Origin of the sequence: Photobacterium profundum, from assembly GCF_003026285.1 — a bacterium.
GTDB lineage: Bacteria > Pseudomonadota > Gammaproteobacteria > Enterobacterales > Vibrionaceae > Photobacterium > Photobacterium profundum.
The window spans coordinates 93,132-117,488 of the sequence record NZ_PYOD01000013.1 but is presented as its reverse complement, the minus strand read 5'-3'; the positions used below and the strand labels follow the sequence as shown (position 1 = coordinate 117,488).

Annotated in this window: 25 protein-coding genes and 3 tRNA genes; 8 read left to right on the top strand and 20 right to left on the bottom strand. The window is 43.2% G+C overall.

Translation table 11 applies throughout. The features are described from left to right. Positions 1 to 7: 7 nt before the first annotated feature. The 6 genes from C9J48_RS21620 to mutY all read right to left on the bottom strand — a co-directional run bounded on the left by C9J48_RS21620 (position 8) and on the right by mutY (position 3,299). Positions 8 to 83: transfer RNA gene (locus tag C9J48_RS21620), tRNA-Thr, on the bottom strand. Positions 84 to 133: 50 nt separating this feature from the next. Beyond that, positions 134 to 209, bottom strand: a tRNA-Asn gene (locus C9J48_RS21615). A gap of 59 nt (positions 210 to 268) precedes the next feature. Continuing rightward, a tRNA-Phe gene (locus tag C9J48_RS21610) sits at positions 269 to 344 on the bottom strand. Positions 345 to 562: 218 nt separating this feature from the next. Continuing rightward, on the bottom strand, positions 563 to 1,702 hold the full coding sequence (mltC, locus tag C9J48_RS21605; protein ID WP_036804063.1) for a membrane-bound lytic murein transglycosylase MltC: 1,140 nt from the start codon (positions 1,700 to 1,702) through the stop codon (positions 563 to 565). Positions 1,703 to 1,817: 115 nt separating this feature from the next. Then, complete coding sequence (locus C9J48_RS21600) at positions 1,818 to 2,090, bottom strand: oxidative damage protection protein (RefSeq protein WP_006232512.1); 273 nt, start codon at positions 2,088 to 2,090, stop codon at positions 1,818 to 1,820. A gap of 138 nt (positions 2,091 to 2,228) precedes the next feature. Continuing rightward, on the bottom strand, positions 2,229 to 3,299 hold the full coding sequence (gene mutY, locus C9J48_RS21595) for an A/G-specific adenine glycosylase (protein ID WP_006232513.1): 1,071 nt from the start codon (positions 3,297 to 3,299) through the stop codon (positions 2,229 to 2,231). A gap of 243 nt (positions 3,300 to 3,542) precedes the next feature. Between mutY and trmB the strand changes: the two genes are divergently transcribed. The 3 genes from trmB to C9J48_RS21580 all read left to right on the top strand — a co-directional run bounded on the left by trmB (position 3,543) and on the right by C9J48_RS21580 (position 5,819). Then, positions 3,543 to 4,280: a tRNA (guanosine(46)-N7)-methyltransferase TrmB gene (gene trmB / locus C9J48_RS21590; protein ID WP_006232514.1), complete on the top strand. Its 738-nt coding sequence runs from the start codon at positions 3,543 to 3,545 to the stop codon at positions 4,278 to 4,280. A gap of 158 nt (positions 4,281 to 4,438) precedes the next feature. Continuing rightward, positions 4,439 to 5,359: a glutaminase B gene (gene glsB, locus C9J48_RS21585; RefSeq protein ID WP_006232515.1), complete on the top strand. Its 921-nt coding sequence runs from the start codon at positions 4,439 to 4,441 to the stop codon at positions 5,357 to 5,359. Between the two features lie 49 nt (positions 5,360 to 5,408). Next, positions 5,409 to 5,819, top strand: a complete 411-nt coding sequence (locus tag C9J48_RS21580) for a YggN family protein (RefSeq protein ID WP_107281240.1) — start codon at positions 5,409 to 5,411, stop codon at positions 5,817 to 5,819. 79 nt (positions 5,820 to 5,898) lie between these two features. On the opposite strand, the gene hemW is transcribed toward C9J48_RS21580, so the two are convergent. The 7 genes from hemW to C9J48_RS21545 all read right to left on the bottom strand — a co-directional run bounded on the left by hemW (position 5,899) and on the right by C9J48_RS21545 (position 10,789). Then, the gene (gene hemW, locus C9J48_RS21575; RefSeq protein WP_006232517.1) at positions 5,899 to 7,053 is read right to left on the bottom strand and encodes a radical SAM family heme chaperone HemW; all 1,155 of its coding nucleotides are present in this window, start codon (positions 7,051 to 7,053) and stop codon (positions 5,899 to 5,901) included. Continuing rightward, positions 7,053 to 7,646 carry an XTP/dITP diphosphatase gene (locus C9J48_RS21570; protein WP_006232518.1) on the bottom strand — a complete coding sequence of 198 codons (594 nt, stop codon included), beginning with the start codon at positions 7,644 to 7,646 and terminating at the stop codon, positions 7,053 to 7,055. The genes hemW and C9J48_RS21570 overlap by 1 nt, the downstream gene beginning before the upstream one ends. A 199-nt stretch (positions 7,647 to 7,845) precedes the next feature. Further along, positions 7,846 to 8,274, bottom strand: a complete 429-nt coding sequence (locus C9J48_RS21565; RefSeq protein WP_006232519.1) for a DUF4426 domain-containing protein — start codon at positions 8,272 to 8,274, stop codon at positions 7,846 to 7,848. Positions 8,275 to 8,364: 90 nt separating this feature from the next. Next, complete coding sequence (gene yggU, locus C9J48_RS21560) at positions 8,365 to 8,658, bottom strand: DUF167 family protein YggU (RefSeq protein ID WP_006232520.1); 294 nt, start codon at positions 8,656 to 8,658, stop codon at positions 8,365 to 8,367. Further along, positions 8,655 to 9,209: a YggT family protein gene (locus tag C9J48_RS21555; protein ID WP_006232521.1), complete on the bottom strand. Its 555-nt coding sequence runs from the start codon at positions 9,207 to 9,209 to the stop codon at positions 8,655 to 8,657. Before C9J48_RS21555 ends, yggU begins: the two co-directional genes overlap by 4 nt. A gap of 9 nt (positions 9,210 to 9,218) precedes the next feature. Then, a complete protein-coding gene (gene proC / locus C9J48_RS21550) occupies positions 9,219 to 10,037 on the bottom strand; it encodes a pyrroline-5-carboxylate reductase (protein ID WP_006232522.1) in 819 nt (272 codons plus the stop codon). Positions 10,038 to 10,087: 50 nt separating this feature from the next. Continuing rightward, entirely contained in the window at positions 10,088 to 10,789 is a 702-nt protein-coding gene (locus C9J48_RS21545; protein WP_006232523.1) for a YggS family pyridoxal phosphate-dependent enzyme, read from the bottom strand. A gap of 22 nt (positions 10,790 to 10,811) precedes the next feature. Between C9J48_RS21545 and C9J48_RS21540 the strand changes: the two genes are divergently transcribed. Both C9J48_RS21540 and C9J48_RS21535 read left to right on the top strand, forming a co-directional pair. Beyond that, a complete protein-coding gene (locus C9J48_RS21540) occupies positions 10,812 to 11,849 on the top strand; it encodes a type IV pilus twitching motility protein PilT (RefSeq protein WP_006232524.1) in 1,038 nt (345 codons plus the stop codon). An 83-nt stretch (positions 11,850 to 11,932) separates the two neighbouring features. Beyond that, complete coding sequence (locus C9J48_RS21535) at positions 11,933 to 13,036, top strand: PilT/PilU family type 4a pilus ATPase (protein WP_006232525.1); 1,104 nt, start codon at positions 11,933 to 11,935, stop codon at positions 13,034 to 13,036. Between the two features lie 386 nt (positions 13,037 to 13,422). On the opposite strand, the gene ruvX is transcribed toward C9J48_RS21535, so the two are convergent. From ruvX to metK, 7 genes are all read right to left on the bottom strand, one after another. Then, the gene (gene ruvX / locus C9J48_RS21530) at positions 13,423 to 13,851 is read right to left on the bottom strand and encodes a Holliday junction resolvase RuvX (RefSeq protein ID WP_006232526.1); all 429 of its coding nucleotides are present in this window, start codon (positions 13,849 to 13,851) and stop codon (positions 13,423 to 13,425) included. After that, positions 13,848 to 14,411, bottom strand: a complete 564-nt coding sequence (locus C9J48_RS21525; protein WP_006232527.1) for a YqgE/AlgH family protein — start codon at positions 14,409 to 14,411, stop codon at positions 13,848 to 13,850. The genes ruvX and C9J48_RS21525 overlap by 4 nt, the downstream gene beginning before the upstream one ends. A 330-nt stretch (positions 14,412 to 14,741) precedes the next feature. Continuing rightward, the gene (gene gshB / locus C9J48_RS21520) at positions 14,742 to 15,689 is read right to left on the bottom strand and encodes a glutathione synthase (RefSeq protein WP_006232528.1); all 948 of its coding nucleotides are present in this window, start codon (positions 15,687 to 15,689) and stop codon (positions 14,742 to 14,744) included. Between the two features lie 29 nt (positions 15,690 to 15,718). Beyond that, entirely contained in the window at positions 15,719 to 16,450 is a 732-nt protein-coding gene (gene rsmE, locus C9J48_RS21515; protein WP_036803965.1) for a 16S rRNA (uracil(1498)-N(3))-methyltransferase, read from the bottom strand. Between the two features lie 158 nt (positions 16,451 to 16,608). After that, positions 16,609 to 17,352: an endonuclease gene (locus tag C9J48_RS21510; RefSeq protein WP_006232530.1), complete on the bottom strand. Its 744-nt coding sequence runs from the start codon at positions 17,350 to 17,352 to the stop codon at positions 16,609 to 16,611. Between the two features lie 171 nt (positions 17,353 to 17,523). Further along, positions 17,524 to 18,006: a SprT family zinc-dependent metalloprotease gene (locus C9J48_RS21505; protein WP_006232531.1), complete on the bottom strand. Its 483-nt coding sequence runs from the start codon at positions 18,004 to 18,006 to the stop codon at positions 17,524 to 17,526. 113 nt (positions 18,007 to 18,119) lie between these two features. Continuing rightward, positions 18,120 to 19,274, bottom strand: a complete 1,155-nt coding sequence (metK, locus tag C9J48_RS21500) for a methionine adenosyltransferase (protein ID WP_006232532.1) — start codon at positions 19,272 to 19,274, stop codon at positions 18,120 to 18,122. Between the two features lie 399 nt (positions 19,275 to 19,673). Between metK and tkt the strand changes: the two genes are divergently transcribed. The 3 genes from tkt to C9J48_RS21485 all read left to right on the top strand — a co-directional run bounded on the left by tkt (position 19,674) and on the right by C9J48_RS21485 (position 24,251). Further along, positions 19,674 to 21,671 carry a transketolase gene (gene tkt, locus C9J48_RS21495; protein WP_006232533.1) on the top strand — a complete coding sequence of 666 codons (1,998 nt, stop codon included), beginning with the start codon at positions 19,674 to 19,676 and terminating at the stop codon, positions 21,669 to 21,671. Positions 21,672 to 21,945: 274 nt separating this feature from the next. Further along, a complete protein-coding gene (gene epd / locus C9J48_RS21490; protein ID WP_006232534.1) occupies positions 21,946 to 23,004 on the top strand; it encodes an erythrose-4-phosphate dehydrogenase in 1,059 nt (352 codons plus the stop codon). A gap of 83 nt (positions 23,005 to 23,087) precedes the next feature. Further along, positions 23,088 to 24,251 carry a phosphoglycerate kinase gene (locus tag C9J48_RS21485; protein WP_006232535.1) on the top strand — a complete coding sequence of 388 codons (1,164 nt, stop codon included), beginning with the start codon at positions 23,088 to 23,090 and terminating at the stop codon, positions 24,249 to 24,251. The last annotated feature ends 106 nt before the right edge of the window (positions 24,252 to 24,357 follow it).

Sequence of the window (24,357 nt, the reverse complement as noted above, 5' to 3'; positions counted from 1 at the left end):
TAAGAAATGGTGCCGACTACCGGAGTCGAACTGGTGACCTACTGATTACAAGTCAGTTGCTCTACCTACTGAGCTAAGTCGGCACACTAAATCTTTGTTGTCTTCAAGTTAACATCTAACTCAAAAACGAATTTGGCTCCCTTTGCTGGACTTGAACCAGCGACATACGGATTAACAGTCCGGCGTTCTACCAACTGAACTAAAAGGGAATTGTCTATTTCGTTGCTTGCACCGTATTTCTTATATTCTAATGAACCAAAAGAAATAATGGTGCCTCGAGGCGGAATCGAACCACCGACACGAGGATTTTCAATCCTCTGCTCTACCGACTGAGCTATCGAGGCAACGGAGCGCTATTAAACGGGTTTTAGGCTCTTTCGTCAACTTTTTTTTCGATAAAAATCGAGCAAATGGTTTACATGCTCGATTTTTGCTCGTTAAAGGCGTTATCTATACTAAATTGATGCATTGAATACTGGGTGTCGGTATTTATCACCAGTGATGAGCTGAGGTAAATGTTGTTGATAAATACCGTAAATATCTCAATGCTTTGCTCAAAAGCTTAAATTTTTCCTTGATTAAACTCTTTTTGGAATGCGGTCACTTTCTCTAAATAACGTCTTGCTTCTGCTTTTGGGTGTTTATTGGTCAGTGCCCAATACACCTGATTTGGCTGAAGGCTGTTTAAATCATTCATTGCCCGTTTTCTATCATTTTTATTGAAGGTGTTAAGTACACCACCGGCACCGCCGTTATAAGCAGAAATCATGCTGTAGTGCAGTGATGTCGGGTTCTTTACATCTTTCAAATAACGATTACGCAAAATATAGAAATAGGCTGTACCTGTATCAATGTTACTTCTTGGGTCAAATAAGTATTCCGGACTCGGTATGCCAGGCTTCTTTTTGACGAGTTTGAAAACATCGGCGCCAGCCGTTTTTGGTATCACTTGCATTAAGCCATAAGCGTTGGCGTGGCTAACTGCGTAGGGATTAAAACTGCTTTCGGTTTTGATGATCGCATAGATCAGATCTTCAGGAATGTCGTAGCGGCGAGAGGCTTCTTTAATGATACTTGCATATTTATACCCTCGTTGCTTCGAGCTATTTGCAACTAAAGGGATCTCTACATAATACGCTTGCTGATAGCGGATCTTCTTTTTCTTTAATTTGGTATTTATCAGGTGATCTGCAAATTGGTTCGCCCGCCAAGACCATTCAATTGGTTTGCCATCTTGATCTAAAACTTGCTCATAGAGGAAGGGTTTACCTTTTAGTTCGATGGCCTGATCAGAATATAAATCGACCCCTGCTGGGTTATCGGGGGTAAGCAGAGTTGTGGTGATCGCTTCTTTTAAATGTTTTTCTGGCTCTGTTTTAGCAACCGTTTCGATAGTAACGATACCGCGATCAAAATCAACGTGCGCACGGCTTTGATAGCCATCAGTATATTTAACGTATTGGCGTTTACTAGATACTAAAGCATTATCGTCGCCCCATTGGCGTTTGACTTTGCCATTAAATGATCCAATTAATCGATTTAATTCAGCAGGATCTTTAGTGAACTGGCCGGGAAGCGATGCTAGATTGTTCGCAAAGCGGTTGGTGGTGCTGTAGTCAACATCGTACAGTTGCTCGATGAATTCACGACTACATCCGTTGAGCACGAAGAGAGATAATAGTAAAAAAAGGCGTTTATTCATAAGTGGGCAAACAGAAAGTGACATTATTGATAGTTAATTAACGACCAATGATGTCATTTTCTTTCTCTACCCGTAAACCTTTTAACCGGAATATATTAATAAACCGTGATGGGCATTACTTGCTTGGTGGCGTATAACCTTCAATGATCACATCTTGACCTTCGAATAAGAAGTTAACCATTTCGGTTTCAAGCAACTTACGGTGATCAACATTCATCATGTTTAGTTTTTTCTCATTGATCAGCATGGTTTGCTTACTTTGCCATTCAGCCCATGCTTCTTTTGAAATGTTGTCAAAAATACGTTTACCTAGATCGCCTGGGTACAGTTGGAAATCGAGTCCCTCAGCATCTTTTTTCAGGCGAGTACAAAAAACAGTACGGCTCATTGAATGGCTCCTTAATCATGACCTAATGAGTACGTTGCTAGTTATACCAGAGTGTAACCCTAGCATCTAGGATAAGGCAGCGAAGAGGCAAAACTTATATAAAAAGGGCGATGAAAGCCCTTTAAAGTACTGCGGTTATTATAGTGTTTTAGGGTGATTAAGCTCGTAGCGCAGGCCTTCCAGTATTTGCTGTACTGGTGCAGCTAACCCTACTTTCGGTGGCGTAGTTAAGCTATACCATTGACCTTTCCCGCTTTCTTGAACCATATTCATCGGGGTAGATAATCGCATTCGAATTGGCACGATATCAAGGTGGTAGTGACTAAAGGTATGGCGGAAAGCATGCAGTTGTTCTGCTTCGACAATGTGGCTTTCTGAGCCGATACGCTGTGTGACTAATGCACTCAAATCATCGGTGTCATGCTGTGGAAAGCACCATAAGCCACCCCATATTCCGACTGGCGGTCGCTGTTCCAGCCATACTTCGTCACCGTGTTGCAAAATAGCAAACCAGGTCTGCTTTTCTGGCATCACTTTCTTTGGCTTTTTACCCGGAAAATCGGTTTGGCGAAGCTGTGCTTTTGCTTCACACATAGCTTCAATTGGGCACAGTTCGCATTTAGGCTTACTGCGGGTACAAATCATTGCACCCATATCCATCATTGCCTGGTTGTAACGCTCGACCCCTGAATCAGGAGTGTTCTTTTCTGCAATTTCCCACAACGCATTTTCGACCGGCTTTTTACCGGGCCAACCTTCCACTGCATAGCAACGCGCTAATGTGCGTTTTACATTGCCATCTAAAATCGCGTGATGTTGCTTGAGCGATAATGACAGAACAGCTCCAGCGGTGGATCGACCTATACCGGGTAGGGCTTGCACCTGAATAATATCGGTTGGGAATAGAGCATTGTGCTCCGAGACGATAATTTTTGCAGCTTTATGAAGATTTCGAGCGCGAGCGTAGTAACCAAGGCCTGTCCACAGATGCAGTACTTCATCTTGCTCGGCTGCGGCTAAATCTTGCACCGTCGGAAAACGTTCCATAAAACGTTCAAAATAAGGGATCACTGTGGCAACTTGGGTTTGCTGCAGCATGATTTCTGATAACCATACTTTATAAGGTGTTTTATTTTGTTGCCAAGGCAGTGTCTTACGACCAAATTTATCGTACCACGTTAAAATGGCATCAGAGAAGGTATTACTCACGGACTTTACTCACTGTTGTTTGCTTAACGTTGATAGACGCTATTATAATTATTGAGTTTGATATGGTGGCACTGATTTTTATTGGTTCTGGTAGTATAGCGCTGGGCATTATTGAGCCCTGTATGGGCATGATTCCACCATAAACTTGCAGTTGTCGCAATCGATAGACTTGCACTTATGCCATAACTTTGGATAATGCCGTTCCGCTTAGTTTTTCTTCATTTTTAGTTTTAGGTATTTACCATGAGCGAAGTTTCAAAAAAGTCCGGCGATGTAACCGTGACTGAATTGACCGAAGACGGCAAACTTGTACGAAAGATTCGTAGTTTTGTTCGTCGTGAAGGCCGTTTAACCAAAGGCCAAGAATCGGCTATGGATAACAACTGGTCAACAATGGGTATCGACTTTGCTCAGCAAATGCTGGACTGGAAAGAAGTCTATAACCGTGAAGCACCTGTTGTGCTAGAAATTGGTTTTGGCATGGGCGCATCATTGGTGGAAATGGCCAAGAATGCTCCAGAGAAAGACTTTATTGGTATCGAAGTACACAGCCCTGGTGTGGGTGCATGTTTGATGGGGGCAGAAGAAGCAGCCCTAACTAACTTACGTGTAATGTGTCACGATGCTGTTGAAGTGTTTGATTACATGATTCCAGATGGCAGCCTAGACACTGTTCAGCTGTTCTTCCCTGACCCATGGCATAAAACGCGTCACCATAAGCGTCGTATCGTTCAGCCTGCATTTGCTGAAATGTTACGTAAGAAGCTGAAAATTGGTGGTGTTTTCCATATGGCAACAGATTGGGAAAACTACGCAGAGCACATGGTTGAAGTGATGAATGCGGCACCTGGTTACAAGAATACGGCAACAGACGGTGACTATATTGCGCGCCCTGAAGATCGTCCGTTAACCAAATTTGAAGCACGTGGTCACCGTTTAGGTCACGGCGTATGGGACATGAAGTACGCACGTACCGAGTAGTCTCAGTTTTGCTAAGGTTGTAATCTTTTCCGCTATCGCCCAGACTATTTGTCGAGACCGATATGGTTAGATGCAGTGCTTAAAGCAAACATAGAATAAATTGCATCATGCGTTTAAAGCCAACCTCGTGTTGGCTTTTTTGCCCTTGGAGAATAAGAATGAAGCCAACAAAAGAGTTGCTCGCCGGTATTTTGGACGAAGTGAGACCGTTAATCGGTCAGGGAAAAGTTGCTAACTATATTCCTGCATTAGCCGATGTTTCTGCCAATAAATTAGGTATTGCCGTGTGCTATAACGACGGTGAGATCATCCAAGCCGGAGACTGCCAAGAACGTTTCTCTATTCAATCCATCTCTAAGGTAATGTCGCTCACATTAGCCATGAGCTTATATGAACCTGAAGAAATTTGGCGACGTGTAGGTAAAGAGCCTTCTGGTCATGCATTTAATTCGATGATCCAGTTAGAACTGGAAAATGGTATTCCACGCAATCCATTTATCAATGCGGGGGCGCTAGTGGTATCCGATTTATTACATAGCCGTTTAGCGGCGCCGCAATATCGGATGCTAGAACTCGTTCGAAAGCTGTCTTGTAATCCCCATTTAACGTATGACAAAGCGGTCGCATCGTCTGAAATGCAACACAGCGATCGCAATGCATCGATTGCGTATTTAATGCGTTCTTTCGGTAATTTTGAAAATGAAGTGATGCCTGTTTTAACCAATTATTTTAGTTATTGTTCACTAAAAATGAGTTGCGTTGATTTAGCTCGTACATTCAGCTACTTAGCAAATAAAGGGCTTCCTTTAGGCGCGAAAAAAACTATTATCAGCCAGACTCAGAGTAAGCAAATGAATGCATTGCTTGCAACCTGTGGGTTATATGACGGTGCAGGTGAGTTTGCTTATCGTGTGGGTATGCCGGGCAAGTCAGGTGTGGGTGGCGGAATTGTTGCTATCGTGCCGGGTGAAATGTCGATAACGGTGTGGTCACCTGAGCTGGATCCTTCTGGTAACTCGTTGGCAGGCACAGCAGCATTAGAATTACTCGCTGAACGTATTGGGCGATCAATCTTTTAAAGAGCTGCGTCTATTCATGTCGCAGACTCTACGTTGTATAGGGATGGGCATGAATATGATCTTTGCTAGAAATGCGACGCCGACATTAACAATGCTGATACTCACTTTTATTGTCATGCTGACGCCTGCTTGGGCTTCACAATGTAACTTAACGTGGCATAACGTAGTGATTTTACAAGATGGTGCGTTAACCCTAGATGATGGGCAACGTTTGTTTAAAGTGAAGCAGAATGGTCAGTTGTATTTTGGTGCGCATAAGGTTCAATTAAATACCGCTCAACAACAAGCGCTAGTCAAATATCACCAAACTCTGACGAAAGATTTACCTTACCAACTTTCACATTCTCAGCTCATCGATGATGAATTGTGCCAGCGAGTCGTCAAAAGACAAATCCAAGAAACAGAGATCCAATCTCTGATCCCTGCGCTAAAAACGTGGAAAAGTGTGACTGTTTATTAGTAAAGTCGTTAGCGAAACAGTTAACAATACGAGTATCTTGGCGCACTAAGAATACGCGTAAGATACTCGTTATTTTTTATTAATCCTCGACAAACGCTGCCAGTAAATCATTCAAGAACAGTTTACCGTGTTCGGTTATCTGCCATGTATCGCCAGTATCAATCAGATACTTTTGTTCCAATGCCCACTGAATATTTGTGTCGATAGTATCGAGTGATAGGCCTGTTCGGTCCATATAATCTTGCTTTGGACATGCCTCAAGTAAGCGGAATCGATTCATGAAGAACTCAAACGGACGTTCTGCGGCATCAACTTGGGTTTCTTTATCCAAGTACGGCTTAGTTGGGTTTAAGTAGCCTCTTGGGTGCTTAACTTTTACGGTACGAGTTATGTTGCCGTCGGCAAAACTGACTTTACCGTGTGCGCCACAACCAATACCGAGGTAATCACCAAAGCGCCAATAATTGAGGTTATGGCGGCATTGTAAACCGGGCTTACTGTAGCCAGATATTTCGTATTGCACATATCCTGCATCCGCCAGTATCTGATGACCTTGCTCAAAAATATCCCATAAATCGTCATCATCAGGCAGCGTTGGCGGCTTAGAATAGAACATCGTATTAGGTTCTATAGTCAGCTGATACCAAGATAAGTGTGGCGGATTTAGCGCAATGGCTTGCTTGAGATCGTACATCGCATCATCAATGGATTGGTCGGGTAAACCGTGCATCAAATCGATATTAAAGCTGTTTAAGCCAGCCTCTGTTGCAAGCTTCGCGGCTTTTCGTGCTTCATCGCTACCATGGATACGACCAAGGCGGGTTAGTTTTTCATCTTGAAAACTTTGTACACCAATAGATATTCGATTAATACCAACTTCTTGGTAAGCAACAAAACGTCCTGCTTCAACGGTACCAGGGTTGGCTTCCATGGTGATTTCGATATCGTGGCTAAATGGAATTCTTGCTTCAATGCCTTTAAGCAAACGCCCGATTTCTGGTGGAGATATTAAGCTAGGTGTACCACCGCCAATAAAGATGGAGTGTAACGGACGAACTCCAGCCTCTAGCTGATATTTTGCTAGATCAATGTCTAAATCTTCGAGTAGGGCATCGATATAATCAAGCTCTGGGATCTCGGCTTTTAATGCATGCGAATTAAAATCGCAATATGGGCATTTTTGAACACACCAAGGAATATGCACATACAGGCTTAGAGGTGGTGGTACTAACATTATGCGTCCTTCAGGGCAGCAAAGAGTTTTTGTAGCGCCTTGCCACGATGAGATAATTCTTTCTTACGTGTTGATTCTAGTTGTGCTGAAGCGCATTGATCTTCAGGTACCCAGAATACAGGGTCATAGCCGAAGCCATTTTCACCTTGAGCTTCCATTAAGATACTGCCTTCCCAGCTACCATGACATACTAAAGGTGTTGGATCGTTTTCATGGCGCATCATTACTAATACACAGTGAAAACGGGCAGTACGTTGCTCTGCTGGCACGCCTTCCATATCTGCCAATAGCTTCTCAAGGTTTTGCTGATCGGTGGCATCTTCACCCGCAAAGCGAGCAGAATAAATACCCGGCGCACCTTGTAGGAAATCGACTTCAAGACCAGAATCATCAGCAATCGCTGGTAAGCCCGTTTCTTTAGCGGCATGGCGCGCTTTGATGATTGCGTTTTCGATAAACGTGGTGCCAGTTTCAGCAACCGAAGACACATTGAAATCACTTTGTGCAACAACATCAAAACCAAAATCAGCCAGCAAGCTAGCCATTTCTTTCACTTTACCTTGGTTGCCTGTTGCTAATACGAGTTTGCTCATCGGTGTGCCTCTACGATGCTTAATGAAACGAAAAATAAGGGCGACATGATATACCTAAGCGGCTTACAGATGCGAGTTTCAATAGAAATTTATTAGCAGAGATAAAGTGAAGATTAAGTTATGGTAGGAAATAAAAAAGGAGCCGCAGCTCCTTGATATAGGTTGTTATACGATTGCACTATTTTTTCTGTGCTAGCGTTTAATCAACGTAGAAGGTTTGATCAAATTTAATTTCACCATTAGTCCCATTTTGGAATACATCAATGGTAAATTTGAAGCTCTCTTCATTGGCATGATTAAGTTCAGCTATGTAGTAAATAGCCTGACCTTCACGTACTTCACGAAAGGCTAATTTCTTTTCTGTACCTAGCAAATTCCGCGCCTTTCCAGATAGCTGTGCCGTCACTGCTGGCTTGCCTGTTGCTGATGTATCAAGCACGGTTACATTCACAACTGCTGAATATCGGCTACGTGTAATACGGTAAGTATTGGCAACTTCTGGCGTTAAAAATGTCGATGGAAAGCTTGAATAATGCACTTCAAGATCACCGATATTTTTGAGTTGTTCTGCTTGAGCTGGTAATGCGGTAAAGAGCATTGCCGACAATAAACATAGAATACGAATCATGACATTATCCTTTTAGATACCCACCTGATAATAAAAGACCGCAATTATTAGGTGGGTATTACAAACTTCCTTTAGTATAGCTGTAATGCCCTATAGCAACTCTGCGATCACTGGCGGGATTTCTCGTGGACTTTCAATGCGCACTTGTTTATGACGGCCTTGCATTCCTTTCTCTATCAGCACTTGGCTTTTAGCGACGCGAAATTGTTTTGCCAGAAATTTACTTAAGTGTGCATTGGCTTTGCCATCAACGGGTGGTGCTGTAATTGCTATTTTTAGCTCTTCACCGTGCAAGCCAACGATTTGATCGCGGCTTGCTTTCGGTTGAATGTACAGGCGAATAAGTAAATCATCGCCTGTTTTACTTACAGCACTTTGACTCATAGTTGGAACCAAACCGGACCGATCAAATCACCCATCAGAAAGTTAGCGAACTGCAGGCCAAGAAATAGCACTAATACGCTTAAATCTAAACCGCCCATTGCCGGAATAACACGACGAATAGGCGCTGTTAGTGGTTCTGTTAGTTGATGCATGACGAATTCAATTGGGTTACGACCTTGGCTTACCCAGCTAAGGATGGCACGAAGCAGTAGAATCCAAAATAGAAGGCCACCAGCAGCTTTTAGCAGAGATAGTGCACCAATCCATAAGAAATCAGGGCTAAATACAATGCCGCCATTGAGTGCTAATTGTAGTGTTAAAAACTTACCAATACTTAGCACGTAAGCGAAAATTAATGTTGCTAAATCAAAACCACCGATAGGCGGAATTATACGGCGAAGGGGGGCAACAATAGGTTGTGTTGCTTTCACTACAAACTGAGAGAACGGGTTGTAGAAATCAGCACGAGCCCATTGTAGCCATATTCTAATTAACACGACCATAATGTAGAGGTCGAAAACAGTACTTACTAAAAAACCAAGAGAGTTCATATATTAACCTTAAAACAGTTTTTCCATTTCTTCAGCGCGAGATACCGCAGCACGCATTGCTTTGGCTACGATATCACTAAGTTGGTGTTCGTTAAATGTGCGAATGGCTTCTGCCGTTGTTCCACCTTTTGATGTTACTTGCTCGCGCAAGGTCGATAATTCAGTCTCGGGATTCGCCTTTACTAGTTCTGCTGCCCCTAATGCGGATTGCTGAACGAGTAAACGTGCTGTATCGGCATCGAAACCTTGTTTAATCGCTTCTTTTTGCATTGCTTCCATAAAGAGAAAGAAATAAGCCGGTGCACTACCTGCTGCAGCGATCACACCGTTAATTCCTGATTCTTGTTGCACCCAACAGGCTTCACCCACTGCTTGCATTAGTTGTTCTGCATAGACTTTATCATTTACAGATACACTTTGTGATGCGAATAGACCACTCATGCCTTTACCGATCAATGATGGCGTATTAGGCATCACTCGAACAAGATTAAGCTCGGTATTTAGCATTTCATTTAAACGAGAAGCAGAGATACCTGCTGCAATTGAAATGACTAATTTATTTGAGAAGTCGATATCTTGCAGTGCATTACAAACGCTTTCCATTAACTGGGGCTTAACCGCAAGCACAATGACATCAGCTTGCTGCGCAGCGCGTAGGTTATCGGCATCGGTATGAATACCATAATCACGCGCTAAAGGTTCACGACGCGCTTCGCTAGGGGCCGTTGCGGTAATCTTATTGGCTGGGTAGCCACTTGCAACTAACCCTGCAATGATTGAACGCGCCATATTGCCTGCGCCAATGAAGGTGATCGAGCGTTGTTCCATGAAAAATCCTTATTAAATAAGTAGAGAGGAGGCGAATTTCTCGTCTCTGTCTACGTGTAATCACGTGCGCCGAAAATCGCAGTACCAATGCGTACTATTGTACTGCCTGCTGCGATGGCTGCGTCCATATCACCGCTCATACCCATAGATAATGTGTCGATCTGTGGGTATTTTATGTGTAATTGTTGTTGTGCATCCGCCAGTAATTTAAAGGCCGCATATTGACTGTCATAACTGTCGGCTTTTTGTGGGATCGACATCAATCCACGCAAGACCAAATTGGGCATGGTTGCAATCTCATCCGCTAAAGCAGCTAAGTCGTTAATATTAACGCCTGATTTACTCTCTTCACCGCTGGTATTAACCTGTAGCAATATATTCAGAGGCGCCATACTTGATGGACGTTGTTCATTGAGTCTTCGTGCCGTTTTAATACGATCAACTGAATGCACCCAATCGAAATGCTCTGCAATTGGGCGTGTTTTATTGGATTGTATTGGACCAATAAAGTGCCAAAAAATTTCTTCAGTTTGTGCATGATTTGCAAAATGCTGCACTTTTTCAACGCCTTCCTGCACGTAGTTTTCACCAAATGCACGCTGACCCGCGGCAATTGCATCATCAATTTCCGCGATTGGTTTTGTTTTACTTACCGCCAAGAGTTGCACGGAATCTGTTGTTCGACCGCATTTTTCGGTCGCAGAAGTTATCTGGCTGATGACCTGTTCAATATTTTGTTTGATACTACTCATAATTGATTCTTGAGGAAAAGTTATGGATATCACAGAACTACTGGACTTTAGTGTAAAGCATAATGCGTCAGATCTGCACCTTTCTGCGGGTGTACCACCAATGATCCGTGTTGATGGTGATGTTAGAAAACTCAGCCTACCAGCTTTAGACCATTCAGAAGTGCACCGTTTAGTGTTCGACATTATGAACGATGCACAGCGCCGTGAATACGAAGAAAGGCTTGAAGTCGATTTTTCATTTGAATTACCTAATGTAGGTCGCTTTCGTGTGAATGCGTTTCATCAATCTCGTGGTGGCGCTGCAGTATTTAGAACGATTCCTGTCGCTATTCCCACCCTTGAATCACTTAATGTGCCCGATGTTTTTTATAAAATCGCGCAATGTCAGCGTGGTTTAGTCTTGGTAACAGGGGCGACTGGTTCAGGTAAGTCCACCACGATTGCGGCCTTAGTGGATTACATTAATGAAAATACTAATAGCCATATATTAACTATTGAAGATCCGGTGGAATTTGTTCATACCAGTAAGCGTTGTTTGATCAATCAGCGTGAAGTACACCGTGATACGCACAGTTTTCATAATGCATTACGATCTGCCTTACGTGAAGATCCTGATGTGATTGTTGTGGGGGAATTACGCGATCAAGAAACTATTAGCTTGGCACTGACCGCTGCTGAAACAGGGCATTTAGTATTAGGTACTTTGCACACCAGCTCTGCAGCTAAAACCGTCGATCGTATTATTGATGTATTTCCTGGTAATGATAAGGCCATGGTACGTTCAATGTTGTCTGAATCATTACGTGCAGTGGTATCACAAAGTCTGCTTAAAAGTGTGAATGGTGGGCGAGTTGCCGCGCATGAAGTGATGATTGCCACCCCCGCAATTAGAAACTTGATCCGAGAAAGTAAAATCGCGCAAATGTACTCAATGATCCAAACGGGATCGTCTATGGGTATGCAAACCATGGAGCAAAGCGTCAAAATGCTGGTGGCACAAGGTGCCGTTGAGTCTGAAGAAGGACGCCGCATAGTCGATGGTGCATCATCAATCATGTAAACAGACATTATTGGCTTATATTGTGTGAGGTTTATCGACGTGAATAAACCTTTTCTATAGGAATTTTAAACGAAGGAACGAGAATGAAGCTGCAAGATATTCTCAATGAAGTCGTCAGCAAAAAAGCATCGGATTTATATATTACCGTTGATTCACCTTGTTTATTACGTGTTGATGGTCATCTGCATGCATTAGGTGAAGAATTAACACGTAAAGGGGTTGATGCACTGTTTGATGAAGCGATGGATCGGGCGTTATATCAAGAATTTGTCACGACACGTGAAGCCAACTTTGCATTAGTTCGTGGTGATATGCGTTTTAGAGTGAGTGCATTCTGGCAGCGTGAATTACCGGGTATGGTCATTCGTCGAATTGAAACTAATATTCCTGATTTGACTGATCTTAATTTGCCCATTGATATGCAAAGAATGGCGTTAGCAAAGCGTGGTTTAGTGCTCATTGTCGGTGCGACAGGATCGGGTAAATCGACCTCAATGGCGGCTATGACTGGCTTTCGAAATAAAAACCGTAGTGGTCATATTTTAACGGTAGAAGATCCCATTGAGTTTGTGCATAAACATGATCGCTGCATCGTTACACAGCGTGAAGTGGGGCTAGATACTGAGAGCTATGAAGTTGCACTAAAGAACTCGCTACGCCAAGCACCAGATATGATTTTAATTGGTGAGATACGCACGCCTGAAACCATGGAATACGCAATGAACTTTGCTGAAACCGGGCATCTGTGCATGGCGACGCTACATGCCAATAATGCCAATCAGGCACTGGAGAGAATTCTGCACTTAGTGCCGAAAGAACGCCGAGATCAGTTTTTGTTTGATCTGTCTTTAAACCTTAAATGTATTTTGGCACAACAGTTGATCCCTGATGCACATGGTATTGGTCGGCATGCGACATTTGAATTATTGCTGAATACGCCACGCGTGGCGGATCTTATTCGTCGTGGCGAATTGCATGAGATCAAAGATGTAATGGCGAAGTCAGGTGAATCCGGCATGATGACGTTTGATCAATCACTTTATCAATTATTTAGTGAAGGAAAGATCACTGAACAAGATGCACTCCACCATGCAGATTCTGCGAACGATCTACGCTTGATGATCAAGGTAGGGGCTCAAAATAAGATGGGCGGCAGTGCGTTAGATGGCGTAACCGTTGAATTGTGATTGGCAGTTTTAGAGTAGCTATGATCCTAAAGCTATAAATGCTGCTCATTGTTGTAACTATCTATAATTTAACACTTAAATTAAGTAGCAAGATCCTGATGTACAGCTTGTATAGCTTTGGAGTTATAGTAGTCCAAAAGCTGTACAAGCTGATCAAGCAAGGTAAATACTGGATCTTTATCTTCAGTTCATAAATAACTAGGCAGGTGAGGTAGGTTGGTGCTGTTTTTTGTTCAAAAAGCTGTACAAGATGATCATTTGCTGTATTTAAGCGGATTTATAACGATGATGATCAAGATAGGAGTGCTGGCAGAAAAGTGTGTATGTATCGGGAAAATGACGAGGAAGATACGAGTACCGAAATGCAATTCGATACTCGTATCTATTTAACCGTATTGGCGTTCAAACCAGCTTTCTAAAATAACCACTGCTGATTGTGAATCGATATTACCTTTACTTAATGAACGGTATCCACCACGTTCAAATAAGTCTGCTTTTGCTTCAACAGTACTTAATCGTTCGTCGTGTAGCTCAACAACACAACCGAACCGACCGTGAATACGATTGGCGAATTTTTTTGCGCGAGGGGTAATACTTTCAAGCTCTCCACCTTCTAAGTCGAGAGGTAGGCCAACAACGACTAAATCGGGCTGCCATTCTTTTAATATTTTACCAATGTCATCCCAGTTGGGAATGCCATCTTTTGCTTTAAGTGCAGCTAAAGGGTTTGCTGTACCTGTTAGTTCTTGACCGATTGCAACACCAATACTTTTTGTGCCGTAATCAAATGCTAATACACTGCGTGAGTTACTCATGCATGTCCTTTTTCGATCGAAAGGTTGGCCGGGTTTATACCTAAGCGGGCGACGGCGGTATCCCATCGCTCATTTATAGGGGTTTCAAAAATCACTTCAGCGTCGGCTTCCATCGTTAACCAGCTATTTTCGGCTAGCTCTTGCTCTAATTGCCCTGCAGACCATCCTGCATAACCTAATGCGACGATGAATTTTTCCGGGGCTTCGCTAGTACCCAATAACGGTAAAATATCTTGTGATGTTGTTACCGATAGCTCGTCGTTAATGCTGATACTCGAATCAAACTGACCTTTGGGCTGATGCAAAACAAAGCCTCGATCTTCAGAAACCGGTCCACCGTTTAATACCGATTGCGTTAGGCTATCGGGGTTATTCAAGGGAAGATCACGCTCGACTTCAATCTGTTCAAGCATATTGCCGACAGATATTTCAATCGGCAAATTGATGACTAAGCCCATAGCACCTTCTTCATTGTGCTCACAAACATACACAACCCCACGTTTAAAATGTGGGTCTTGCATGCTAGGCATAGCGACTAGAAAATGGTTAGTTAAATTCATAGATCACACCGACAGCTAATTGAAAAATATGATTCTCTACCTACAGTATGCAGAGTATTTTAGGGAATTGGTATTAGGGGTTGTTGATCTTGCAATATTGTCGTGATTAAAGAGTAAAAATTCTTCAGACAAGGTACGAAGAGAGAGGTTGATTTAGCCTAATTATGCTTATTAGAGGAACGCAGTCTTGCCATCTTTAAACATCTACGTTGTTAATGCAAAAGTAAAAATGAAGGTGGTTGTATGATCTCTGCTCTTATTCAAATAAGAGCAGAGATTCAATGTGTTATGGGCTCTGCTGAAAGATCAATGAGCTCTAATCACACTGCTTTATTTCTCTAATCGACGCTCGATTGCATCCATTAGCTTACCTGTAATAGAAATATCGAAAGCAGCTTCGATTTCACGAATACACGTTGGGCTTGTTACGTTGATTTCTGTTAGTTTGTCACCGATAACATCCAGCCCAACGAAGATCAGACCTTTCTCTTTCAATACCGGTGCAACGGTTTCTGCAATCATACGATCGGTTTCACTGATAGGGCGTGCTTCACCACGACCGCCAGCAGCCAGGTTACCGCGCGTCTCACCTTTAGCGGGAATACGTGCTAAGCAATATGGCATTGGCTCGCCATCTACCACCAGAATACGCTTATCACCATTGCTGATATCAGGTACGAATGTTTGCGCCATACAGTAGGTGGTGCCCATTGCTGTAAGGGTTTCAATAATCACAGATACATTCGGATCGCCCTTCATTACACGGAAGATAGAAGAACCGCCCATGCCATCTAAAGGTTTTAGGATCACATCACCGTGTTCTTGGTGGAATGCTTTTAGTTTATCAGCACGACGAGTAACCATTGTTGTCGGGGTTAGCTCTGGGAACCATGCTGTAAATAATTTTTCATTACAATCACGTAGGCTCTGAGGTTTATTTACGATCAGTGCGCCTTCGTTTTCTGCACGCTCAAGAATATAAGTCGCATAAATGTATTCTGTATCGAATGGAGGATCTTTACGCATTAGTACTGCGTCTAAATCTGATAATGCGATTTCTTGTTCACTTTGGAATTCAAACCAACCGTTTGGATCTTCTTTTAAGCTAACAACACGAGTGCGAGCAACGGCTTTGCCTTGTTCTAAAGACAAGTCGTTCATTTCCATATAGTGGATTTCCCAGCCGCGACGCTGTGCTTCCATCATCATGGCAAAGCTGGAATCTTTTTTAATGTTGATAGACTCGATTGGGTCCATCACGATGCCCAGTTTGATCATTTGTATCTCCTAATCTGTCGTTGGCTTGGTTAACCTAAATCACCAAAGCGTACTTGAAGTGCTGTAATCGCTGTCATTGCTGTTGTTTCGGTACGAAGAACACGCGGACCAAGCAAGATTTCATCGAACTTGTATTGCTCTGTCATGCTAATTTCTTCAGCAGACAAACCGCCTTCCGGACCAATAAGTAAGCGTACTTTTGATACAGGTTCAGGCAAAGTATTGATTGAGTAGTTTGCTCGAGGGTGTAAATTCAGTTTTAGGCCATCGTACTCTTCAGCACACCAGTCTTCTAGTTTCATTACTGGGCGGATTTCAGGAATCACATTACGGCCACATTGCTCACAGGCTGCGATCACGATTTTTTGCCATTGTGATAGTTTCTTCTCAAAACGCTCGGCATTGAGTTTTACGCCACAACGTTCTGAAATCAGCGGTGTGATCGTCATAACGCCCAGTTCAACGGATTTCTGGATGGTAAATTCCATTTTCTCACCACGAGAAATCACCTGCCCTAGGTGGATATTAAGCGGAGATTCAATGCTATTTTCATTACGGCACTGAATATCAACTTCAACATTTTTCTTGCTGGCTGCACTGATAACTGCTGGGAATTCAGCATTGCTACCATCGAACAACAGCACTTCCTGACCCACTTGCATACGCATAACACGACCAACGTGATTGGCAGCGTCATCGCTTAACATTACCTTGCCTTGTGAAGGTAATAGCTCATGGTGGTAAATTCGGGGGATTCTCATGGCGAGGTTGATAACCTGTAATAATTTAATGTTCTTGCGTGAATATTAACATGGATGCGAGAAGAGCGAATTACAAGGTTGAGTGAAAATGAAAGTATCGATACATAATGGATATTGACTAACGAGAGATTTCTCTCGTTAGTCATGTCATGCAAAGACTAGTAACCTGATTTTTTACAGGCTTGAAGCACAAAGCTGTTGTGATTATCTTGAATGTTAGCAATCCGACGGTCACGTTCACATTCCCATGTACTGACTGGATATTGTCGGTTCCATGCTTCCATTAACTGACGTTGTTGACTAGATAGCGCCATTTTATATTCTTGGTTCATGTACAGATAGGTACGTGCAATGGCCCCGCGTGATTGCTCAGGTGGATCGGCGCGGCGATTTTTGAAATCAATTTTCATGTCACACTGACCATAAAAAGCGCCGTTCTTACCATTCCATGGTAAGAATGCGTAGTTAGAACGATCGCCGTTCACCTCACCAACCGCTGGCGTTAAATTATGAAGATCGGCCTGCATAGAACGATAGGCTGGATTCATTTTCGTGGCGCAAGATCGGCCTTTATAGGCTTTGCCTTTACTGTTCACACATTGAGGGTGACCTTCACGCCATTCGACAAACGCTCGGCCAAAGTTTTCGGCCGGTACCACGTGTTCCCACTCTATTCGGTTAGCCCGCTTTTCTTGTTTACGAACTTCATAACCACAACTCGCAAGATCAGGCAGTCCTTTTTTCCCTTGCCATGTAATAGCACAGCCGCAATAGAAGCTGGTGGGGTGATCTTGATAGATCTCAACGGCGAGACGTTTAGCTTTACTGAATGAAGAAGGGGGAGCGGCAAGGGCCGTTGTTGGCAATAGTAAGAGTATTAGCCATGTGAATGGTTTGTTCATTGGATATCCTGCGCTGAAAATCAGTCAAACAAGCTTATCAATATCCAATTATTTTAGAAGCACTTCACTGTTTTTATTATTGTTAATTACATTTCTTGAACAAGAATTACAGGTATAAGCACGAGATTTATGTATTTTATGTTAGGTCGTTTATACCATTCTAGATTGGTATTATACCTTTGGCGACAATGCTTGGCGGCACAGGGTGCAGTGATAAAGGGTTTGTTGGCGGACAATTTTATTATGGCGACGAATACTCAGATGATGATCGCGGCAGCCACAGCGATAAAGAAACGTTGAACCGCGTACTGATGAAATATCAAAACTGTGGGTGGTGCGAGCAGGGATACCAAAGACTTGAGTCATCATCGTTTGCCACTCTTTACCATGTGGTCGAACACGTCCAAACAGTTTAAAAGTGAGTAAATGGGCGACTTCATGAGGCACTACTTCATTAATGAATGCTTCTGGATTTTCAGCGAGCAACACTGGATTAAAACGTACTTCCCATTGTGAATAGCGAGCACTGCCTGCAATTTTTCCACGTTGTTTAAAGCTAACAACGGGCATATCCAATGACTGGTTTAATTTTTTTTCAGCGAGAGCAATACAATCGCGTGTTTTATTAATAACTTGAGTGTGAAGAGGAGTCATGTACTTTTCTTTCGTTGGTAATGAGTCGACGGTTTTAAAGATTGTACGCTAATTTTTATATATTAAAAAAGGAAGCCAAGGCTTCCTTTTTATTAACAGTTGTACCGCTTCGCTTACTTAAAGTTAGCGAAGTCGCGCAGCATTTCAACTTTATCAGTCGCTTCCCAAGGGAATTCTTCACGACCAAAGTGGCCGTATGCTGCTGTTTTCTTGTAGATTGGCTGAAGCAGGTCAAGCATTTCGATTAGGCCGTATGGGCGTAAGTCGAAGTTTTGACGGACAGCATCAACAATGATGTCATGAGATACTTTTTCAGTACCAAACGTTTCAACCATGATAGATGTTGGATCTGCAACACCAATAGCGTATGAAAGTTGAATTTCACAACGCGCAGCTAAACCTGCAGCAACAATGTTTTTAGCAACATAACGTGCTGCGTAAGCTGCTGAACGGTCAACTTTTGATGGATCTTTACCAGAGAATGCACCGCCACCGTGACGTGCTGCACCGCCGTATGTATCAACAATAATCTTACGACCTGTAAGACCACAGTCACCCATAGGGCCACCAATAACAAAACGGCCGGTTGGGTTAATGAAGAATTTAGTTTCTTTAGTCAACCATTCTGCAGGTAGAACAGGCTTGATGATTTCTTCCATTACTGCTTCTTGCAATACTGGCAGATCAATACAGTCGCTGTGCTGAGTTGAAAGAACTACAGCATCGATACCAACAATTTTACCTTGGTCATATGCGAATGTTACCTGGCTTTTTGCATCTGGGCGTAACCAAGGAAGTGTACCGTTTTTACGTACTTTAGCTTGACGCTCAACTAAACGGTGCGCATACGTAACAGGGGCTGGCATTAGCACGTCTGTTTCGTCTGATGCGTAACCAAACATGATGCCCTGGTCACCAGCGCCTAGTTCGCGCGGATCTTCACGGTCAACACCTTGGTTGATGTCTGGAGACTGCTTACCTATTGCACTTAGTACAGCACAAGAGTTTGCGTCAAAACCCATTTCAGAGTTTACGTAACCGATTTCGCGAACCGTCTCACGTGTAATTTCTTCGATATCAACCCATGCCGAAGTGGTGATTTCACCGCCAACCATTACCATGCCGGTTTTTACGTAAGTCTCACAAGCAACACGTGCTTTTGGGTCTTGCTCTAAAATTGCATCCAAGACAGCATCTGAGATTTGGTCTGCAATTTTATCCGGATGACCTTCTGATACGGACTCAGAAGTAAACAGGTGTTTTGCCATGAGTATTCTCACTTCATTAACATTGATTGATAAGCGATAGCTCTGGTGAATACTTGCTTGTAAATCATTACAAGGCATACACGGATATACGTTTGTATGTATAGAGCTACCTCCGTCTAGACGGCTATAATACTCTAAGTAGTTATAAAATCAACAGCACGAAGAGTAAGGTCATCTTTTAAAGAGGAAGCAAACGTTTCCCTTAACTGCTTTTATTTACAGTAGCTTAGTAGTGCTTATTTTCAGCCTATTGAAAATAGGCTAATTTTCTTCAGGAAAACGATTGCAGTAAGGGGGCGGACTTTGCGACAATACCCGCCCGCCGAATCATGGTTAATTGGTCGCATTTGTGCTGACCGATAACTTAAAATATACAGTCTACGAATTTCTGGAGCAGACATGTCTTCACGTAAAGAACTTGCAAATGCAATCCGTGCCCTAAGCATGGACGGTGTTCAACAAGCTAACTCTGGTCACCCTGGTGCACCAATGGGTATGGCTGATATCGCTGAAGTACTGTGGCGTAGCCACATGAACCACAACCCACAAAACCCACAGTGGGCTGATCGCGACCGTTTTATTTTGTCAAACGGCCACGGTTCAATGCTAATTTATTCTCTGCTTCACCTAACAGGTTACGATCTGTCGATTAGCGACTTGAAAAATTTCCGTCAGCTTCACTCTAAAACTCCGGGTCACCCTGAATACGGTTATGCACCGGGTGTTGAAACAACGACGGGTCCACTGGGTCAAGGTATTACCAACGCAGTAGGTATGGCGATTGCTGAAAAAGCAATGGCAGACCAGTTCAACCGTGATGGTCACGATATCGTTGATCACTTCACTTACACCTTTATGGGTGATGGCTGCATGATGGAAGGTATTTCTCATGAAGCATGTTCTTTAGCGGGTACGCTGGGTCTGGGTAAGCTGGTTGCTTTCTGGGATGACAACGGTATTTCTATCGATGGTGAAGTAGAAGGTTGGTTCACTGACGATACACCTAAGCGTTTTGAAGCGTACGGTTGGCATGTTATTCCTGCTGTTGACGGGCACGATGCTGACGCAATCAATGCAGCGATCGAAGCTGCAAAAGCGGAAACAGGTAAGCCTACGCTTATTTGTACTAAGACTGTTATCGGTTTTGGTTCGCCAAACAAAGCGGGTACGCACGATTGTCACGGTGCGCCATTAGGTGCTGAAGAAATTGCAGCGGCACGTGAATTCCTTGGCTGGAACCACGGTCCTTTCGAAATCCCTACTGACATTGCAGCAGAGTGGGATGCGAAAGAAGCTGGCTCTGCAAAAGAATCAGCTTGGGATGAAAAGTTTGCAGCATACGCAGCGGCTCACCCTGAATTAGCGGCTGAATTCAAACGTCGTACGGTTGGTGACCTTCCTGCTAACTGGGAAGCTGAAACAAACCAAATCATCGCAGATCTTCAAGCGAACCCAGCAAACATTGCTTCACGTAAAGCGTCTCAAAACGCACTGGAAGCATTCGGTAAGCTTGTTCCTGAATTCATGGGCGGCTCTGCTGACCTTGCACCGTCTAACTTAACGATGTGGTCGGGTTCAAAAGCACTAGAAGCTGGCGACTTTAGCGGTAACTACATCCACTATGGTGTACGTGAATTCGCAATGACCGCTATCATCAACGGCATGGCACTACACGGCGGTTTCGTACCTTACGGTGCAACATTCCTGATGTTCATGGAATACGCACGTAACGCAATGCGTATGGCTGCCCTGATGAAAATTCAGAACATCCAAGTGTACACGCACGACTCAATCGGCCTGGGTGAAGATGGTCCAACGCACCAGCCAGTAGAGCAAATTGCTTCACTGCGCCTAACGCCGAACATGAGCACATGGCGTCCATGTGATCAGGTTGAATCTGCTGTTGCTTGGAAACTGGCAATCGAGCGTAAAGATGGCCCTACAGCGCTAATCTTCTCGCGTCAGAATTTGGCACAACAAGCACGTACTGACGCACAAGTTGCTGATATCGCGAAGGGTGGTTACATCCTGAAAGATTGTGAAGGCAAGCCTGAGCTTATCCTTATCGCAACAGGTTCTGAAGTTGAGCTAGTAACAGAAGCTTACGCCCAGCTAACTGCTGATGGCCGTAAGGTTCGCGTTGTTTCTATGCCAGCAACAGATACATTCGATAAGCAAGATGCTGCTTACCGTGAGTCTGTATTACCGTCTGATGTGACTGCACGTATCGCAGTTGAAGCGGGTATTGCTGATTTCTGGTACAAGTATGTTGGCTTCGACGGTCGCATCATCGGTATGACAACATTCGGTGAGTCTGCACCTGCAGGCGAGCTATTCAAGATGTTTGGCTTTACGGTTGAAAACGTTGTTGATACAGCAAAAGAGCTGCTAGCTTAATTGTTGATGATCCCTTGAATGGTATTTCTCCATTTTAAGGTGATTTATTTCGCAGTGTAAAAAAAAGGCTTCCGATGGGAGCCTTTTTTATTGATAAATGTGAACTAAAACGACTGTTTTTCAGTGTTTTCATCTTTGTTATTAGTGTTTTTTGTTCTTACTTAGTTGATTTCATTGTTTTATCTTTGTGTTGAGTGAGAGCTGTCACAATTATCGTGATTCCAAGCGGAGCTTGTTATACACTAGCGCTGTTGATTACTTTTGTAGCACGGATATGACACTAAAAGTCGCAATTAACGGATTTGGTCGCATCGGACGCAGTGTGCTTCGCGCATTGTATGAGAGCGGCAAACATCACCACATCAAAGTTGTGGCAGTCAATGAATTGGCTGAGCCTGAAGCTATGGCTCACTTATTACAATATGACTCTAGCCATGGACGTTTCTTTAAGCCTGTCTCACATGATCAGGAGCATTTGTTTGTTGCTCATGAAAATGGAGAACGGGATGATATTCGTATCTTGCATCAAAGCGATATAAACCTCCTTCCTTGGCATGATTTAGATGTCGATATAGTGCTTGATTGTACTGGAGTATATGGTTCTCGCGAAGATGGTCTTGCCCATATCAAAGCAGGTGCCAAGAAAGTTTTATTCTCTCACCCTGCCGCGAATGATATCGACAATACCATTATCTATGGTGTTAACCACAAAACACTCACATCAGAACACCGCATTGTTTCTAATGGTTCATGTACGACGAATTGTATCGTACCTGTTATTAAAGTTATTGATGAAGCTTTTGGCATTGAATCTGGCACTATCACAACCATTCACTCTGCGATGAATGATCAACAAGTAATTGATGGTTATCATTCAGATTTACGCCGAACGCGTGCCGCGAGTCAGTCTATTATCCCTGTTGATACAAAACTGCATCTTGGAATTGGACGTATATTTCCGAAATTTGCTGACAAATTTGAAGCGATTTCGGTCAGAGTTCCTACAATTAACGTCACTGCGATGGATTTAAGTGTCACAGTTCAGACAAATGTGAAAGTTAATGACGTAAATCAAGCATTGTCTGACGTGTCTCGTTGTACATTAGAAAGCATAGTGGATTACACCGAAGCACCTTTGGTCTCTATTGACTTTAATCACGATCCCCATAGCGCGATAGTCGATGGCACACAAACTCGTGTCAGTAATAAGCATTTAATCAAGTTGCTTGTGTGGTGTGATAATGAATGGGGATTCGCAAATCGTATGTTAGATACGGCGTTGGCAATGCATGCTTCTGATGCTGCACAACATAGCGAAGCTAAACCGCAATAAAGAATTATTAGGGCTTAGCATCAAGCGTGCTGGACTCGTACAAACTTTAATTTTTATTTTTAACACTGTTGAGAGGACGAACAATGTCTGTAATCAAGATGACTGATCTGGAACTTGCTGGTAAGCGCGTATTTATTCGTGCAGATCTAAACGTACCAGTTAAAGAAGGTAAAGTTACTTCTGATGCACGTATCCTTGCATCTCTACCTACAATTAAGCGTTGCCTAGAAGCTGGCGCTAAAGTAATGGTTACTTCTCACCTTGGTCGTCCAACGGAAGGCGAGTACAACGAAGAGTTTTCTCTAGCGCCTGTAGTTAACTACTTAAATGACGCACTAGATTGTGACGTTAAACTAGCGAAAGATTACCTAGATGGTCTTGAACTAAACGCTGGTGAGCTAGTTGTTCTTGAAAACGTTCGCTTTAACAAAGGCGAAAAGAAGAACGAAGAAGAGCTTTCTAAGAAATACGCAGCACTATGTGACATCTTCGTAATGGATGCATTCGGTACGGCTCACCGTGCACAAGCATCTACTCATGGTGTTGGCATGAACGCACCTATCGCGTGTGCTGGTCCTCTACTAGCTGCTGAACTTGAAGCACTTGGCAAAGCAATGGACAATCCTGCTCGTCCACTTGTTGCAATCGTTGGTGGTTCTAAAGTATCAACTAAGCTGACTGTTCTTGAGTCGCTATCTAAAATTGCTGACCAACTTGTTGTTGGTGGTGGTATCGCGAACACATTCATTGCAGCTGAAGGCCACAACGTTGGTAAATCACTGTATGAAGCAGATTTAGTTGAAACAGCTAAAAAGCTAATGAAAGACTGTGCGATTCCTGTTGCAACTGACGTTGCATGTGCAAAAGCATTCGATGAGAACGCAGAAGCTGAAATCAAGCACGTTTCTGAAGTTCAAGACGACGACATGATCTTCGACCTAGGTCCAGATTCAACAGCCGCTCTTGCTGAAATCATCAGCAATGCAAAGACAATTCTTTGGAATGGCCCTGTTGGCGTATTTGAATTCAAAAACTTTGAAGCGGGTACTGCTGGTATTTCTAAAGCAATTGCAGATTCTGAAGGTTTCTCTGTTGCAGGCGGCGGTGACACATTAGCGGCTATCGACAAGTTCGGTATCAAGGCTGACGTTTCTTACATTTCTACTGGCGGCGGCGCGTTCCTTGAGTTCGTTGAAGGTAAAGTATTACCTGCAGTTGCTATGCTAGAAGAACGTGCAAAAGCATAATTAAATAGGAAGGGAGTGAATGCTCCCTTCTTTTAATGTTTGTGAATCTGATCAACTTTTTATAGAATGCTGACCAGAAGCAAACGTTTGCAAAATTTCGTTTAAT